Source organism: Pseudomonas pergaminensis (assembly GCF_024112395.2).
GTDB classification, from domain to species: domain Bacteria; phylum Pseudomonadota; class Gammaproteobacteria; order Pseudomonadales; family Pseudomonadaceae; genus Aquipseudomonas; species Aquipseudomonas pergaminensis.
The window spans coordinates 1860446-1876621 of the sequence record NZ_CP078013.2 but is presented as its reverse complement, the minus strand read 5'-3'; the positions used below and the strand labels follow the sequence as shown (position 1 = coordinate 1876621).

Below are 16176 nucleotides of genomic sequence, written 5' to 3'. Positions count from 1 at the left end.
GAAGAATACGCCCATCTCCACACCCCAGACGGTGTGGGTCAGTTTCAATTAAAAGAAGCACCACAGGACTATGACTGGTCCCCTGCGGCCTTCTTGGTCACCCGGCGATATCGCGAATGGCGATCTCGCTCAAGATGCGTTCCAGCACCTGCTCGATGGACAACTCCGTGGAATCCAGCTGTATGGCATCAGCCGCCGGCTTGAGCGGGGCTACTGCGCGCTGGGTATCACGCTCATCGCGTGCACGGATCTCATCTAGCAGACTCGACAGACTAACACCATCGACTTTGCCCTTCAACTGCAAGTAGCGGCGGCGAGCCCGCTCCTCGGCGCTGGCGGTCAGGAAAATCTTCAAGGGTGCCTCGGGAAACACCACGGTTCCCATGTCACGGCCATCGGCCACCAGGCCCGGCGGCTCCTGGAAAGCCCGCTGGCGCTGCAGCAGCGCATCACGCACGGCCGGCAGCGCGGCAACCTGGGAAGCCCAGGAGCCGACTTGTTCGTTGCGCAGGTCGTCCGTCACATCGTCCCCTTCGAGGATGATGCGCTGGGGATGACCTTCTGTCGCGCCGACGAACTGCACATCAAGGTGTGCCGCCAGCAGCTTGAGGGATTCTTCGTTGGTCAGGTCGACGCCATGGTTGCGTGCAGCGAATGCCAGCAAGCGGTACAGCGCGCCGGAATCCAGCAGGCACCAGCCCAGGCGCTTGGCCAGGATGCCGGCGATCGTGCCTTTGCCCGAGCCGCTTGGCCCGTCGATGGTAATCACCGGTGCTTTGATATTCACAATTGAGCCTCTTGGGCAACACGGATGCCGACTTGGGCACACAGTGTAAGAAAATTCGGAAAAGACGTAGCAACATTGGCGCAGTCACGGATACGAATCGGCGCCGCCGCCCGCAGGGAAGCTACGCTGAACGCCATGGCAATCCGATGATCGCCATGGGCATGGACTTCACCACCGCCCATCAGGCCACCGTCAATGATAATCCCATCGGGGGTCGGTTCACACTTCACCCCCAGTGCCAGCAGACCGTCGGCCATGACCTGGATGCGGTCGGACTCCTTCACGCGCAACTCCTGAGCTCCACGCAACACGGTTCGCCCCTCGGCGCACGCCGCCGCGACGAACAGCACCGGGAACTCATCGATTGCCAGCGGCACCAGGGCCTCGGGAATCTCGATACCTGTTAGCGTCGCCGCGCGCACGCGCAGGTCGGCAACCGGCTCGCCGCCGACTTCGCGCTGATTTTCCAGGGTGATATCCGCGCCCATCAGCCGCAGGATGTCGATCACGCCAGTACGCGTCGGATTGACCCCCACATGCTCCAGCAACAGCTCGGAGCCTTCGGCGATCGAAGCCGCTACCAGGAAAAACGCCGAAGAAGAAATATCCCCCGGCACTTCTATATGGGTAGCCGTCAACGCCTGGCCCGATTCCAGCGAAGCCGTCGCGCCCTCCACCGCCACCGGGTAACCAAAGCCGCGCAACATGCGCTCGGTATGGTCACGGGTCGGTGCAGGTTCAATGACCGCGGTCTTGCCCTCGGCGTACAACCCCGCCAGCAGCAAGCAGGATTTGACCTGCGCGCTGGCCATCGGCATGGCGTAGGTCAGGCCTTTCAACGACTGCCCACCACGGATAGTCAGCGGCGGACGCCCTTCCGGACCCGTCTCGATCACCGCGCCCATGTCCCGCAGTGGCTTGGCCACGCGATTCATCGGGCGCTTGGACAGGGACGCGTCGCCCGTCAGCACGCTGTCGAAACGCTGCGCCGCCAGCAACCCGGACAGCAGGCGCATGGAGGTGCCCGAGTTGCCGAGGTAAATCGGCCCCGGCGCTGGCTTCAAACCCTGCAAGCCCACGCCATGGATGGTGACGCGCCCATGGTGCGGGCCTTCGATCACCACACCCATGTCGCGAAACGCCTGCAAGGTCGCCAGGGCGTCTTCACCCTCAAGGAAGCCTTCAACTTCAGTCACACCCTCAGCCAACGAACCCAGCATGATCGACCGATGGGAGATCGACTTGTCGCCCGGCACCCGAATGCTTCCGCTCAAGCGGCCGCCCGGGTTGGCGAGGAAGGTCAGGTCATCGGCGTTCACAGCGGTTTCCATGTAGGCCCGGCGCGCCAGGATCTTGCTGAAATGCTCACGCGCCACCCGCGCACGGGTGAACACGCCCAATAATTGATGGCCATCGCCGGCATCCACCGCGTCGCGCAAGGCATCGAGGTCGCTGCGGAAGGTGTCCAGGGTGCGCAACACTGCCTCGCGATTGGCGAGGAAGATGTCGTGCCACATCACCGGGTCGCTGCCGGCAATCCGCGTAAAGTCACGGAAGCCGCCGGCGGCGTAACGGAAAATCTCGAGGTTCTCATTGCGCTTGGCCAGCGAGTCCACCAGGCCAAATGCCAGCAGATGCGGCAGATGGCTCGTCGCAGCCAGCACTTCGTCGTGACGCTCGACCTGCATATGCTCGACATCCGCCCCCAGCTCGCGCCACAGGCGATCCACCACCGCCAACGCAGCCGGATCGGTTTGCTCCAGCGGTGTCAGGATGACCTTATGCCGACGGAACAACTGCGCATTCGACGCCTCCACCCCGCTCTGCTCGGAACCGGCAATCGGATGGCCCGGCACGAAGCGCGCCGGCATGCCACCAAACGCCTGTTGCGCCGCGCGCACGACGTTGCCTTTGGCACTGCCGACATCCGTGAGGATCGCCTGGCCCAGGTCCATGCCCGCCAACACCGCCAGCAATTTCTCCATGGCCAGGATCGGCACCGCCAGCTGGATCACGTCAGCGCCCTGGCACGCGAGCGCCAGGTCCGCCTCGCAACGATCCACCACCCCCAACTCGACCGCCAACTTGCGCGATTGCGGGTCCAGGTCGACACCCACCACTTCGCCACACACGCCGCTTTCACGCAGGCCTTTGGCGAAGGAGCCGCCGATCAACCCGAGACCGACCACCACCAGGCGACCGATCATAGGCACAGCAGGTTGCAATGCAGTGACATCAACCACGAGCCAGAACCTTGGCCAGCGCCTCGAGGAAGCGGCTGTTTTCCGCCGGCAGGCCGATGGTGATGCGCAGGTGGTTCGGCATGCCGTAGTTGGCCACCGGCCGCACGATCACGCCTTCGCGCAGCAGGCCCTGGAATACCGGAGCAGCCACTTGGCCGAGGTCGACACAAATGAAATTGCCCTTGGACGGAATCCAGCCCAGGCCTAGCTCACGAAAACCTTCCTGCAACTGCAGCATGCCGGTTTCGTTGATGCGACGGCCTTCTTCCAGGTACTCGGCATCCTTCACCGCCGCACAAGCCGCCGCCAGGGCGAGGCTGTTGACGTTGAATGGCTGGCGCACGCGGTTCAGCACATCAGCGACCACCGCGGTGGACAGGCCGTAACCCACGCGCAGCGACGCCAGACCATAGGCCTTGGAGAAGGTGCGTGAGACCAGCAGGTTCGGGTACGCCGCCAGGAAGTCGAGGCCGTCTGGCAGGTCGCTGCCCTCGGCATACTCGATGTACGCCTCGTCCAGCACCACCAGCACGTGTTCAGGCACGTCTTGCAGGAAGTCGTTCAGCGCCTGGGCGTCGAACCAAGTGCCGGTCGGGTTGTTCGGGTTGGCGATAAACACCACGCGGGTTTGTGCATCGATGGCCGCCAGCATGGCCGGCAGGTCGTGGCCCCAATCCTTCGCTGGAATGACGCGCGCATCGGCACCGACCGCCTGGGTCACGATCGGATAGACCGCAAACGCGTGCTCGCTGAACACCGCGTTCAAGCCTGGCGCCAGGTAGGCACGGCCGACCAGTTCAAGAATGTCGTTGGAACCGTTACCCAGGGTTACCTGGTTCAGCTCGACCCGGCACTTCTCCGCCAGCAGGGACTTGAGTGCAAAGCCGTTGCCATCGGGGTAGCGGGTCAGCTCGGCCAATTCTTCACGGATCGCCGCCAACACTTTCGGGCTAGGGCCCAGTGGGTTCTCGTTGCTCGCCAGCTTGACGATCCTGGACGGATCCAGGTTCAACTCACGCGCCAGCTCGTCCACAGGCTTGCCCGGGACGTAAGGCGACAGTTGTTGCACGCCCGGCTGAGCCAGGGCGAGGAAGTTGCCACTCATGTTAAAGCCTCACAAAACCGCTTTCGGGTAAGAGCCCAGCACCTTGAGTGCCACGGCTTCCTGACTGATTTTCTCGAGCACGCCCTTGACCAGTGGGTCCCGGTGGTGGCCGATGAAGTCGATAAAGAACACGTAAGTCCATTTACCGCTGCGCGAAGGACGAGTCTCGATGCGCGTCAGGTCAATCCCGTTGTCGTGGAACGGCACCAGCAGCTCATGCAGCGCGCCGGGCTTGTTGCTCATGGAAACGATGATGGAGGTCTTGTCGTCGCCGGTCGGTGGCACTTCCTGACTGCCGATCATCAGGAAGCGCGTGGAGTTGTCCGGGCGGTCCTCGATTTTCTCGGCCAGGCGCGTCAGGCCGTACAAGCCCGCCGCCATATCACCGGCGATGGCCGCCGAATTCCACTCGCCCTTGACCCGCTTGGCGGCTTCGGCGTTGCTTGAGACCGCGACGCGCTCGACATTCGGGTAGTGAGCGTCCAGCCACTTGCGGCACTGGGCCAGGGACTGGGCATGGGAGTAGATGCGGCTGATGCTGTCAGTCTTGGTGTTCTCGCCCACCAGCAGGTGGTGGTGGATACGCAGCTCGACTTCGCCGCAGATCACCATGTCGTGCTCAAGGAAGCTGTCCAGCGTGTGATTGACCGCGCCTTCGGTGGAGTTTTCCACCGGCACCACGCCAAAATTCACCGCACCGGCTGCCACTTCACGGAACACTTCGTCGATCGCCGCCATCGGCTTGCTGATCACCGCGTGGCCGAAGTGCTTCATGGCCGCCGCTTGGGTGAAGGTGCCTTCCGGGCCGAGGTAGGCCACTTTCAGCGGCTGCTCAAGGGCCAGGCACGAAGACATGATTTCACGGAACAACCGCGCCATCTCTTCGTTGCCCAGCGGGCCCTTGTTGCGCTCCATCACACGCTTGAGCACCTGGGCCTCACGCTCGGGACGGTAGAACACCGGCACTTCGCCTTCAGCCAGGGACGCCATCTTCACCCGTGCCACTTCCTGGGCACACCGCGCGCGCTCACTGATCAGCTCCAGGACTTTCTCGTCCAGGCTGTCAATGCGTACGCGCAGGGCCTTGAGTTCTTGCTCAGACATTAGCCGTGTTCCTTTTCGAACTCTGCCATGTAGGCAACCAGCGCCTTGATGGCGTTGATGTCGACAGCGTTGTAGATGGAGGCGCGCATGCCACCGACCGAGCGGTGGCCCTTGAGGTTCAGCAGGCCGCGCTCGTCGGCACCGGCCAGGAATGGCTTGTCCAGACGGTCGTCAGCCAGGCGGAACGGCACGTTCATCCACGAGCGGTCCGTCAGGTTGATCGGGTTGCTGTACAGCCCGCTGGCGTCGATGAAGTCGTACAGGGTGCGCTTCTTCTCTTCGTTCAGCTTGCCCATGGCGGCGACACCGCCCTGCTCCTTCAGCCACTCGAAGACCAGGCCGGACAGGTACCAGGCGAACGCCGGCGGGGTGTTGTACATCGAGCCGTTATCGGCCGCGACCTTGTAGTTGAGCATGGTCGGGCACAGCGAACGGGCACGCCCCAGCAGGTCTTCGCGGATGATGTTGACCAGGATGCCGCTCGGGCCGATGTTCTTCTGCGCGCCGGCGTAGATCATGCCGTACTTGGACACGTCGATCGGGCGCGAGAGGATGTCCGAGGACATGTCGCACACCAGCGGCACGTCGCCCACTTCCGGCACCCAGTCAAACTCCAGGCCTCCGATGGTTTCGTTGGCCACGTAGTGCACGTAGGCAGCGTCCTTCGACAGCTTCCACTCGTTCTGACCGGGAATGGCGAAGTAGTCGTAAGGCTTGGCGGTACCCGCGACGTTCACGTGACCGTAACGCGAAGCCTCTTCAATGGCCTTCTGGCCCCAGATGCCCGTGTCTATATAGTCAGCCGTGCCATCTTCCGGCAGCAGGTTCAGCGGGATCTGGGCGAACTGCTGGCTGGCGCCGCCCTGCAGGAACAGCACTTTGTAGTTGGATGGGATGTCCAGCAAGTCGCGCAGATCCTGCTCGGCCTTGGTGGCGATGGACACGAACTCATCGCTGCGATGGCTCATTTCCATCACGGAGAGGCCTTTTCCATGCCAGTCGAGGAGTTCACCCTGCGCACGCTGCAGGACTGCTTCAGGAAGCGCCGCGGGACCGGCACAGAAGTTATAGGCTCTCTTGCTCACATCCAATCTCACTCTGATCTGGTGGGGCTGCAATCATGTTCGGTAACAACCTTTCTCTGGAGCGAACCCTTGTGGGAGCTGGCTTGCCTGCGATAAGGGCACCTCGGTAGCGCAGTGATACCGCGGCGCTGCCATCGCAGGCAAGCCAGCTCCCACATTGACCGCGTCCAGCCAAAGGACGTGCTATTTCATAAGGAACAAACAACAAGGGGGCGAATCTTCATCCGCCCCCTGTGTGTCCGCTTATTCCTGCGGTTCTTCTTCGTCTGCGGCAGCATCGAGGGTTGGCTCGTCGACGTTGTCATCGCCGGCTGCGATCACCTCGCCGTCAAACTCCTCACCTTCCAGCTCTTCGCCTTCGACTTCCGATGGTTCCTGGACACGCTCCAGGCCGACCAGTTTTTCGTCCTTGGCCAGCTTGATCAGGGTCACGCCCTGGGTGTTACGGCCCAGGCTCGACACTTCAGCCACACGGGTACGCACCAGGGTGCCCTGGTCGGAAATCAGCATGATTTCCTCGCCATCGAGCACCTGGACCGCGCCGACCAGACGGCCGTTGCGGTCGTTGCTGACCATGGCGATCACGCCCTGGCCGCCACGCTTGTACTCCGGGAACTCGCTGATGGCCGTACGCTTGCCATAACCACGCTCGGAAGCGGTGAGGATCTGGCTGCCTTCTTCCGGGATCAGCATCGAAATCAGCTTTTGCCCTTCTGGCAGGCGCATGCCGCGCACACCGCGGGCGGTACGGCCCATGGCGCGAACGTCGGATTCCTTGAAGCGCGTGACCTTGCCGCCGTCGGAGAACAGCATGACTTCACGCTCGCCATCGGTGATGGCAGCAGAGATCAAGACGTCGCCTTCGTCCAGCTCCAGGGCGATCAGGCCCACGCTGCGCTGGCGGCTGAAGGATTCCAGCGGGGTCTTCTTGACGGTGCCTTTGGCGGTGGCCATGAAGATGAAGTGACCTTCGGTGTATTCCTCGACCGGCAACATGGTGGTGATGTATTCATCACTGTCCAGCGGCAGCAGGTTGACCAGCGGACGACCACGGGCGGCACGGGAGGCTTCCGGGATCTCGTAGGTCTTGAGCCAGTACACCTTGCCTTTGCTGGAGAACAGCAGCAGCGTAGTGTGGCTGTTGGCGACCAGCAGGTGAGCGATGTAATCCTCATCCTTGACGCCAGTTGCCGATTTACCTTTACCACCACGACGCTGGGCCTGGTACGCAGCCAGCGGCTGGGTCTTGGCATAGCCACCGTGGGAGATGGTCACCACACGCTCTTCTTCCGGGATCATGTCACCCAGGGTCAGGTCGAGGCGCGCGTCGAGAATCTCGGTGCGACGCACATCGCCGTATTCGGCGCGGATCACTTCCAGTTCTTCGCGGATCACTTCCATCAGGCGCACGGCGCTGCTGAGGATGCGGATCAACTCGCCGATCTGGTTGAGGATCTCCTGGTACTCGGCCAGCAGCTTCTCGTGCTCCAGGCCGGTCAGGCGGTGCAGGCGCAGTTCCAGGATGGCCTGGGCCTGTTCCGGCGACAGGAAGTACTTGCCTTCGCGCAGACCGTATTGCGGGTCCAGGGTCTCCGGACGGCACGAATCGGCGCCGGCACGTTCAACCATGGCCACCACGGCGCTGGATTCCCAAGGGGTGCTGATCAGCGCCTCTTTGGCTTCCGACGGGGTTGGCGAGGCTTTGATCAGGGCGATCACCGGGTCGATGTTCGACAGCGCAACGGCCTGGCCTTCCAGGATGTGGCCGCGTTCGCGAGCCTTGCGCAGTTCGAACACGGTACGGCGGGTGACCACTTCGCGGCGGTGACGCACGAAGGCTTCCAGCAGATCCTTGAGGTTCAGGATGCGCGGGCGGCCGTCGATCAGTGCAACCACGTTGATACCAAACACGCTTTGCAGCTGGGTCTGGGCGTAGAGGTTGTTGAGGATCACCTCAGGCACTTCGCCACGACGCAGCTCGATCACTACGCGCATACCGTCTTTGTCGGACTCGTCGCGCAGCTCGGTGATGCCTTCGAGCTTCTTCTCTTTGACCAGCTCGGCGATCTTCTCGATCAGACGCGCCTTGTTCAACTGGTATGGGAGTTCGGTGATGACGATCTGCTGGCGGCCACCGACCTTGTCGATGTCTTCGATGATCGAGCGGGCGCGCATGTAAATGCGGCCACGACCGGTGCGGTAGGCTTCGATGATGCCGGCGCGACCGTTGATGATCGCAGCGGTCGGGAAGTCCGGACCCGGGATGTATTGCATCAGCTCGTCGACGGTCAGCTCGGGGTTGTCGATGAGCGCCAGGCAACCGTCGATGACTTCACCGAGGTTGTGCGGCGGGATGTTGGTCGCCATGCCCACGGCGATACCGCTGGAACCATTGACCAGCAGGTTGGGGATCTTGGTCGGCATGACGGCCGGGATCATTTCGGTGCCGTCGTAGTTCGGCACCCAGTCCACGGTTTCTTTATGCAGGTCGGCCAGCAGCTCGTGCGCCAGCTTGGTCATGCGCACTTCGGTGTATCGCATGGCCGCGGCGTTGTCGCCGTCGACCGAACCGAAGTTGCCCTGGCCGTCTACCAGCAGGTAGCGCAGGGAAAACGGCTGGGCCATCCGAACGATGGTGTCGTACACCGCAGTGTCGCCGTGAGGGTGATACTTACCGATCACGTCACCGACAACACGGGCAGATTTCTTGTACGGCTTGTTCCAGTCGTTACCCAGCTCGCTCATCGCGAACAGCACACGCCGGTGCACGGGCTTCAAGCCATCGCGCGCATCAGGCAGTGCCCGACCGACAATTACGCTCATCGCGTAGTCGAGGTAGGACTGTTTCAGCTCGTCTTCGATATTGACCGGGAGGATTTCTTTGGCCAGTTCGCCCATGAGAAGCCTGATTCCTTTTTCGGGTGAAACCTCGTCACATCCATATGGGACGAACGAAGCTCGCCGCTGCCGGCAAAGTGCCTGACAACGACTTACGACAAATCAACGAGTTATGACACGGATCTGCACGTTATAGGCCACCCCTCGGGGCAACCCTGGAAACCGCCGGATGTTATCACAATCGCCGCCACGCACCTATCCCCCTGATGCGCATGGAGCATAGTAAGTTGACGGATGACAGGCTTGAGGGGGACGAGAGGGGCTCAGAGGTGGGGTGGTGCTATTTTTCGGGCGTGGATCCGAGGATTTTATTGACTTAAATGGCCAATCGCAGGCAAGCCATCTCCCACACTTAGACCTGTGAACACTATCCAATGTGAGAGCTGGCTTGCCTGCGGTTGCCATTTCACGGGCGCCAGGCTCCTCAATGCAAGCGCTTGCGACACATCAACTTGGCCAATTTGGCCGTATCCGGCCGCTCGACCACGCCTTTCTCCGTCACGATCACATCAATCAGGTCAGCCGGCGTCACATCGAATACCGGATTAAACGCAGCGGCCTCAAGACGCTGCCCCATCACGTTTAACAGTTCCCCGGCATCGCGCTCTTCCAGGGCCACGTCATCGCCAGTGGCCATCATCATGTCCAGGGTCGAGCTCGGCGCCACCACCATGAAGCGCACACCGTGGTGCATCGCACACACCGCCAGTTGGTAGGTGCCGATCTTGCTGATCACATCGCCATTGGCGGCAATGCAATCGGCGCCGACGATCACCCAGGTCACGCCTTTGGTCTTGAGGATATGCGCACCCGCCGAATCGGCATTCACGGTCACCGGGATGCCCTCGCCCGCCAGTTCCCAGGCGGTCAGCCGCGAACCCTGCAGCCAGGGCCGGGTTTCATTGGCGTAGACCTGCTCGACCATGCCTTCCAGGTAAGCTGCTCGAATCACCCCGAGCGCCGTGCCCACGCCGCCGGTCGCCAGGGCGCCTGCATTACCATGGGTAAGGATGGCCTGGGCATTGCCTTGGTGCTTGCGGATCAGCTCGACGCCCAGCTGGGCCATGGTCAGGTTGGCTTCGCGATCACTCTCGTGGATCGCAATCGCCTCGGCTTCCAGCACCGCCAGCGGGTCGGCGTGCTTTTTGACGCGGTCCAGGCGGTCGCGCATGCGCTTCAACGCCCAGAACAGGTTCGACGCAGTCGGTCGGGCATCGGCTAAAAGTGCGTAGTCTTCTTCCCACGCAGCCTGCCAGTCACCGCCCTCGCCGATCCGTTCACGCGCTGCCAGCACCAGGCCATACGCGGCACTGATACCAATGGCCGGCGCCCCGCGCACCACCATCGAACGGATGGCCGCCGCGACGTCTTCGACCGTGACGCACGCCACCCAGCTCTCGCGGGACGGCAAGGCACGCTGATCGAGCAGGTACAGCGCGCCATCACGCCAATCGATGGCCTTCACCTTCTCCGCTGCCAACAGTCGATCGCGCATCCCTTACTCCGCACTCATGAACAAAGCCGCCGATTATAGCGATCCGCCAGCCAGGACGCTCGGGTATACTTCGCCCTTCTTTTATAGCTGCCTGGGAAGAAGCCTGCGATGACCGCCACTGCCGCCCCGCTCGACTTATTGTTGCTGCCTACATGGCTGGTGCCTGTCGAACCCGCTGGCGTGGTGCTCAAAGAGCATGGCCTGGGCATACGCGATGGGCGCATTGCCTTTATTGGCCCTCGCGAAGCCGCCTTGAAGCAGCCCGCCCTGGAGACCCGTGAGCTGCCGGGCATGCTGCTCAGCCCCGGCCTGATCAACGCCCACGGCCACGCGGCAATGAGCCTGTTTCGCGGCTTGGCTGACGACCTGCCACTGATGACCTGGCTGGAAAAGCACATCTGGCCCGCCGAGGCCAAGTGGGTCGATGAAGCCTTCGTGCGCGACGGCACCGACCTGGCCATCGCCGAGCAAATCAAGGGCGGCATCACCTGCTTCTCCGACATGTACTTCTACCCCAAGGTCGCCAGCGACTGCGTGCACAACAGCGGCATGCGCGCGCAGATCGCGATCCCGATCCTCGACTTCCCGATTCCGGGCGCCAGCACGCCCGACGATGCCCTGCGCCAGGGCATCGAGTTGTTCGGCGACCTCAAGCACCACCCACGCATCAAGATCACCTTCGGCCCCCACGCGCCCTATACGGTGTGCGATGACAACCTGGAAAAAATCCGCGTAATCGCCGAAGAGCTGGACGCCGCGATCCATATGCACGTGCACGAAACCGCCTTCGAAGTGCAGCAAGCCGTCGAGCAGACCGGTGAGCGCCCACTGGCACGCCTGGGTCGCCTCGGGCTGTTGGGGCCGCGCTTCCAGGCCGTTCATATGACCCAAATCAGCGAGGACGACCTGGCTTTGCTGGTAGAAAGCAACACCAGCGTGATCCATTGCCCGGAATCGAACCTGAAACTGGCCAGCGGCTTTTGCCCGGTGGAGCGTCTGTGGCAGGCTGGCGTGAATGTAGCGATCGGCACCGACGGCGCCGCCAGTAACAATGACCTCGACCTGCTGGGCGAAACCCGCACCGCAGCCATGCTCGCCAAGGCGGTCGCCGGCTCTGCCACCGCGCTGGACGCCCATCGCGCCCTGCGCATGGCGACGCTCAACGGCGCGCGGGCCATGGGCCTGGAAAGCGAGATTGGCTCGCTGGAAGTTGGCAAGGCGGCAGATATCGTCGCCTTCGATCTGTCGGGGCTGGCGCAACAACCGATCTACGATCCGGTCTCGCAGCTTATATATGCCACCGGACGCGATTGTGTGAAACACCTTTGGGTCGCCGGCAAGCAGTTGCTCGACGACCGGCGATTGACCCGCATGGATGAACAACAGTTGACCGCCACGGCCATCGCCTGGGGCCAACGCATCAGCGGGCACAGCGAATAACGAAGGTTTTGAACCTCAGGGTTCAGAACTGACCAAACGATTTATCAGGTTTAGAGGATTCACCATGAGCAACGTCGACCACGCCGAAATCGCCAAATTCGAAGCCCTGGCTCACCGTTGGTGGGACCGCGAGAGCGAATTCAAGCCGCTGCACGACATCAACCCGCTGCGGGTCAACTGGATTGACGAACGCGTCAACCTGGCCGGCAAGAAGGTGCTGGACGTGGGTTGCGGTGGCGGTATTCTCAGCGAAGCCATGGCCCAGCGCGGCGCGACCGTGATGGGCATCGACATGGGCGAAGCGCCCTTGGCCGTGGCCCAACTGCATCAACTGGAATCCGGCGTGAGCGTGGAATACCGCCAGATCACCGCCGAAGCCCTGGCCGAAGAGATGCCCGAGCAGTTCGACGTGGTCACCTGCCTTGAGATGCTGGAACACGTACCGGACCCGTCCTCGGTGATCCGCGCGTGCTTCCGCATGGTCAAGCCCGGCGGCCAGGTGTTCTTCTCCACCATTAACCGCAACCCCAAGGCCTACCTGTTCGCGATCATCGGCGCCGAATACATCATGAAGCTGCTGCCGCGCGGCACCCATGACTTCAAGAAATTCATCCGCCCGTCCGAGCTGGGTGCCTGGAGCCGCCAGGCCGGGCTGACCGTCAAGGACATCATCGGCCTGACCTACAACCCGCTGACCAAGCACTACAAGCTGGCCAACGACGTTGACGTCAACTACATGATCCAAACCCTGCGCGAGGAGTGAGCCTGTGAAGTTGCGAGCGGTTCTCTTCGATATGGACGGTACCCTGCTGGACACCGCGCCGGACTTTATCGCCATCTGCCAGGCCATGCGGGCCGACCGCGGCCTGGGGCCGATCAACCCCGAGCATATCCGCGATGAGATCTCCGGCGGCGCGCGGGCGATGGTCGCCGTGACCTTCTCGATGGACCCGGAATCCCCAGGCTTCGAAGCACTGCGCCTGGAATTCCTCGAGCGTTACCTCAAGGGCTGCGCGGTCCACAGCAAACTGTTCGACGGCATGGCCGAGCTGCTGGAAGACATCGAGAAGGCCAACCTCATCTGGGGCGTGGTCACCAACAAGCCACTGCGCTTTGCCGAACCGATCATGCAGCAACTGGGCCTGGCCGAGCGCTCGGCGCTGCTGATTTGCCCTGATCACGTAAAAAACAGCAAGCCGGACCCGGAGCCGATGATCCTGGCGTGCAAGATGCTCGACCTGGACCCGGCCAGCGTGTTGTTCGTGGGCGATGACCTGCGCGATATCGAGTCCGGCCGCGACGCCGGCACCCGCACCGCAGCGGTCACCTACGGCTATATCCACCCGGACGACAACCCGCGCCACTGGGGCGCCGATGTGGTGGTGGATCACCCGCTGGAACTGCGCAAGGTGCTGGATAACGCACTGTGCAGTTGCTGATTATTCACCGAATCTACTGACCAATGAAGATCCAAATGTGGGAGCGGGCTTGCTCGCGAAGGCGGTCTATCAGGACCAAATTTGCTGCCTGATACTCCGCATTCGCGAGCAAGCCCGCTCCCACAGGGGATCAACGTTGCTTTCAAGTTTGGTGTCTGCAACCTGCTGAATTTTGTCGAGGCTATTTATGTTTGATTACTCCGCACGTCCAGACCTGCTCAAAGGCCGCATCATCCTAGTGACCGGCGCCGGTCGCGGGATCGGCGCGGCGGCGGCGAAGACCTACGCCGCCCATGGCGCTACCGTGCTGTTGCTGGGCAAGACCGAAGCCAACCTGGCCCAGGTGTATGACGAAATCGAAGCGGCCGGCCAGCCGCAACCGGTGGTGATCCCGTTCAACCTGGAGACCGCCCTGCCCCATCAATACGATGAGCTGGCCGCGATGATCGAAAAGGAATTCGGCCACCTCGACGGCCTGCTGCACAACGCCTCGATCATCGGCCCACGCACGCCGCTCGAGCAGTTGTCCGGCGAGAATTTCATGCGGGTCATGCACGTAAACGTCAACGCGATGTTCATGCTGACCAGCACGCTGTTGCCGCTGCTCAAATTGTCCCAGGATGCGTCGGTGGTGTTCACCTCCAGCAGTGTCGGGCGCAAGGGTCGGGCTTACTGGGGCGCTTATGGCGTGTCGAAGTTTGCGACCGAAGGCTTGATGCAAACCTTGGCCGATGAGCTTGAGGATGTGGCAGCGGTACGCTCCAACAGCATCAACCCCGGCGGCACGCGCACCAGCATGCGCGCCCAGGCGTACCCTGGGGAAAACCCGATGGAACGGCCCGCGCCGGAAGAAATCATGCCGGTGTACCTGTACCTGATGGGGCCGGACAGTGCCGGGATCAACGGCCAGGCGTTCGACGCGCAATAACCGGCACATTGTAAAACCAAATGTGGGAGGGGGCTTGCCCCCGATTGCAGTGGATCAGTCAACAGATACAATGACTGTCCCACCGCTATCGGGGGCAAGCCCCCTCCCACATTTTTCAGCAGTGTGGTTTAGTTTTTCACCACTTCTTCAAGGGTGAAGCGGCCCAGCGGGTTCTGCAGGAAGTTGCTCACATTCTTACGTGAGATGTTGATGTAGGGGCTGTAGTACAAGTCGATCCAGTTCACATCCTGTTTCGCCAGCTTCTGCAGTTCCACGTACATCTGCTCACGCTTGACCGGGTCTGCTTCGATCCGCGCAGCGGCCACCAATGCCTTGACCTTGTCGTTCTTGTAACGGGTCATGTAGTTCTGGTTGGTGTCGTGGCCCAGCACGAAGGTGGTCTTCTGGTCTGGGTCGAGGATGTCGTTGGTCCAGTACATCACCGAAATATCGTACTCACCGTCCACCAGCATCTGCCAGCTCTGGGTCGGGTCGACCTTTTGCAGGTTGGCGGTTACGCCGACCTTGGCCAGTTGATCCTTGATGATGACCGCAATCTGCTCGTCGGCCTCGTTGCCGGCGTTGACCACGTAGTTGAGCTTCAAGTCCTTGGCTCCGGCCTGCTCCAGCAGCTTCTTGGCGGCGGTCGGGTCATACGGGCGTTGCAGGTTGTTGGCGTAGTGGTACAGCGAGCCTTTTGGAATGTAGGAATAGGCCACGGTGCCTTGGCCGTAAGTGGCGGTCTTCACCAGTGATTGTTTGTCGATGGCCATGTCCAGCGCCTGACGCACTTCCGGCTTGGCCAGCAGCCCGTGGTCGTGGTTGATCAGCAAATGATCTTCACGGGTGGACGGGTCGGCGTGGATCACCACGTTCTTGTCTTTCTTCAACTCTTCAACCCGCGAGAACGGTACGAAGATCGCCGTGTCCAGCTCGTTGTTCTGCACCATGCGCATGCGCGTGTTGTCGTCGGTGACGGACACCCACTCCACGCCATCCAGGCTCACGTTCTTGGCCTGCCAGAAGTTCGGGTTTTTCTTCAGGATGACGCGGTCGCCCTTGCGCCACTCGTCCACGGTAAAGGCACCGGAGGTCACCGGGTTTTCCGAGTAGGCGTCTTCGCCCATCTTGGTCATGGCTTTTTCCGACAGGATCGACACCGTCGGCGACGCCAATTGCGAGAGGAAGGCCACAGCCGGGGTCTTCAAGGTGACCACCAGGGTTTTCGGGTCCGATGCCTTGGCGGTGTTGATCAGGTTGAAGGGATCAGCCCACAGCGAAGCCTTGTTGTCACGGATGCGCAGCAGGCTGAACGCTGCATCGTCGGCGGTGATCGCCGAACCGTCGGAGAACTTCGCATCACGCAGCTTGAAGGTGTAGGTCAGGCCGTCCTTGGAAATGTCCCAGCTTTCGGCCAGGCCCGGTTCCATCTTGGTGCCCAGGTTGTCGACGCGCACCAGGGTGTCGTAGACGTTGGCGAAAACCCAGGTATCGCGGTTTTGCGCGCTTTTGATCGGGTCGAACGTGGTGCTGTCTTCACGGCAGCCGATGGTCAGGACACCAGCGGCCTGGGCGAAACCGGCGGTCAGCGACCAGGCGGTCAACGTTGCGGCGGCGAGCAACTTCAAGTGGCGCGATTGCATATCACAACT

Annotated in this window: 12 protein-coding genes; 4 read left to right on the top strand and 8 right to left on the bottom strand. The window is 61.9% G+C overall.

All coding sequences use genetic code 11. The annotated features are described in order from the left end of the window. Nucleotides 1-97 precede the first annotated feature (97 nt). The 7 genes from cmk to mtnA form a co-directional block, all read right to left on the bottom strand. The gene (cmk, locus tag KUA23_RS08560) at nucleotides 98-787 is read right to left on the bottom strand and encodes a (d)CMP kinase (RefSeq protein ID WP_003172653.1); all 690 of its coding nucleotides are present in this window, start codon (nucleotides 785-787) and stop codon (nucleotides 98-100) included. Then, nucleotides 784-2994 carry a bifunctional prephenate dehydrogenase/3-phosphoshikimate 1-carboxyvinyltransferase gene (locus KUA23_RS08555; RefSeq protein WP_250883470.1) on the bottom strand — a complete coding sequence of 737 codons (2211 nt, stop codon included), beginning with the start codon at nucleotides 2992-2994 and terminating at the stop codon, nucleotides 784-786. The genes cmk and KUA23_RS08555 overlap by 4 nt, the downstream gene beginning before the upstream one ends. Nucleotides 2995-3022: 28 nt before the next feature. Beyond that, a complete protein-coding gene (hisC, locus tag KUA23_RS08550; RefSeq protein ID WP_078047492.1) occupies nucleotides 3023-4135 on the bottom strand; it encodes a histidinol-phosphate transaminase in 1113 nt (370 codons plus the stop codon). Nucleotides 4136-4144: 9 nt separating this feature from the next. Continuing rightward, nucleotides 4145-5239, bottom strand: a complete 1095-nt coding sequence (pheA, locus tag KUA23_RS08545; protein ID WP_003172650.1) for a prephenate dehydratase — start codon at nucleotides 5237-5239, stop codon at nucleotides 4145-4147. Continuing rightward, nucleotides 5239-6324, bottom strand: coding sequence for a 3-phosphoserine/phosphohydroxythreonine transaminase (serC, locus tag KUA23_RS08540; protein WP_078047491.1), 1086 nt, complete (start codon nucleotides 6322-6324; stop codon nucleotides 5239-5241). The genes pheA and serC overlap by 1 nt, the downstream gene beginning before the upstream one ends. A 243-nt stretch (nucleotides 6325-6567) precedes the next feature. Beyond that, the gene (gyrA, locus tag KUA23_RS08535; RefSeq protein WP_028619469.1) at nucleotides 6568-9222 is read right to left on the bottom strand and encodes a DNA gyrase subunit A; all 2655 of its coding nucleotides are present in this window, start codon (nucleotides 9220-9222) and stop codon (nucleotides 6568-6570) included. 424 nt (nucleotides 9223-9646) lie between these two features. After that, nucleotides 9647-10717 carry an S-methyl-5-thioribose-1-phosphate isomerase gene (gene mtnA, locus KUA23_RS08530; RefSeq protein WP_078047489.1) on the bottom strand — a complete coding sequence of 357 codons (1071 nt, stop codon included), beginning with the start codon at nucleotides 10715-10717 and terminating at the stop codon, nucleotides 9647-9649. A 108-nt stretch (nucleotides 10718-10825) separates the two neighbouring features. Here mtnA and KUA23_RS08525 point away from each other — a divergent pair, with 108 nt between their 5' ends. From KUA23_RS08525 to KUA23_RS08510, 4 genes are all read left to right on the top strand, one after another. Further along, a complete protein-coding gene (locus tag KUA23_RS08525) occupies nucleotides 10826-12157 on the top strand; it encodes a TRZ/ATZ family hydrolase (RefSeq protein WP_252993754.1) in 1332 nt (443 codons plus the stop codon). A 64-nt stretch (nucleotides 12158-12221) separates the two neighbouring features. Then, nucleotides 12222-12920: a bifunctional 2-polyprenyl-6-hydroxyphenol methylase/3-demethylubiquinol 3-O-methyltransferase UbiG gene (ubiG, locus tag KUA23_RS08520; RefSeq protein ID WP_003189760.1), complete on the top strand. Its 699-nt coding sequence runs from the start codon at nucleotides 12222-12224 to the stop codon at nucleotides 12918-12920. Between the two features lie 4 nt (nucleotides 12921-12924). Continuing rightward, complete coding sequence (gene mupP / locus KUA23_RS08515) at nucleotides 12925-13596, top strand: N-acetylmuramic acid 6-phosphate phosphatase MupP (RefSeq protein ID WP_078047487.1); 672 nt, start codon at nucleotides 12925-12927, stop codon at nucleotides 13594-13596. Nucleotides 13597-13783: 187 nt separating this feature from the next. Next, nucleotides 13784-14524, top strand: coding sequence for a YciK family oxidoreductase (locus KUA23_RS08510; protein ID WP_034102626.1), 741 nt, complete (start codon nucleotides 13784-13786; stop codon nucleotides 14522-14524). Between the two features lie 128 nt (nucleotides 14525-14652). Here KUA23_RS08510 and KUA23_RS08505 read toward each other — a convergent pair whose 3' ends face one another. Then, on the bottom strand, nucleotides 14653-16167 hold the full coding sequence (locus tag KUA23_RS08505) for an ABC transporter substrate-binding protein (protein WP_099494469.1): 1515 nt from the start codon (nucleotides 16165-16167) through the stop codon (nucleotides 14653-14655). Nucleotides 16168-16176 lie beyond the last annotated feature (9 nt).

Bases quoted from the DNA above. Each gene is read 5' to 3' on its own strand.
- mtnA (WP_078047489.1), bottom strand. From the start codon at position 10,717: ATGCGCGATCGACTGTTGGCAGCGGAGAAGGTGAAGGCCATCGATTGG.
- KUA23_RS08555 (WP_250883470.1), bottom strand. From the start codon at position 2,994: ATGATCGGTCGCCTGGTGGTGGTCGGTCTCGGGTTGATCGGCGGCTCC.
- hisC (WP_078047492.1), bottom strand. From the start codon at position 4,135: ATGAGTGGCAACTTCCTCGCCCTGGCTCAGCCGGGCGTGCAACAACTG.
- KUA23_RS08525 (WP_252993754.1), top strand. From the start codon at position 10,826: ATGACCGCCACTGCCGCCCCGCTCGACTTATTGTTGCTGCCTACATGG.
- KUA23_RS08510 (WP_034102626.1), top strand. From the start codon at position 13,784: ATGTTTGATTACTCCGCACGTCCAGACCTGCTCAAAGGCCGCATCATC.
- pheA (WP_003172650.1), bottom strand. From the start codon at position 5,239: ATGTCTGAGCAAGAACTCAAGGCCCTGCGCGTACGCATTGACAGCCTG.
- gyrA (WP_028619469.1), bottom strand. From the start codon at position 9,222: ATGGGCGAACTGGCCAAAGAAATCCTCCCGGTCAATATCGAAGACGAG.
- ubiG (WP_003189760.1), top strand. From the start codon at position 12,222: ATGAGCAACGTCGACCACGCCGAAATCGCCAAATTCGAAGCCCTGGCT.
- KUA23_RS08505 (WP_099494469.1), bottom strand. From the start codon at position 16,167: ATGCAATCGCGCCACTTGAAGTTGCTCGCCGCCGCAACGTTGACCGCC.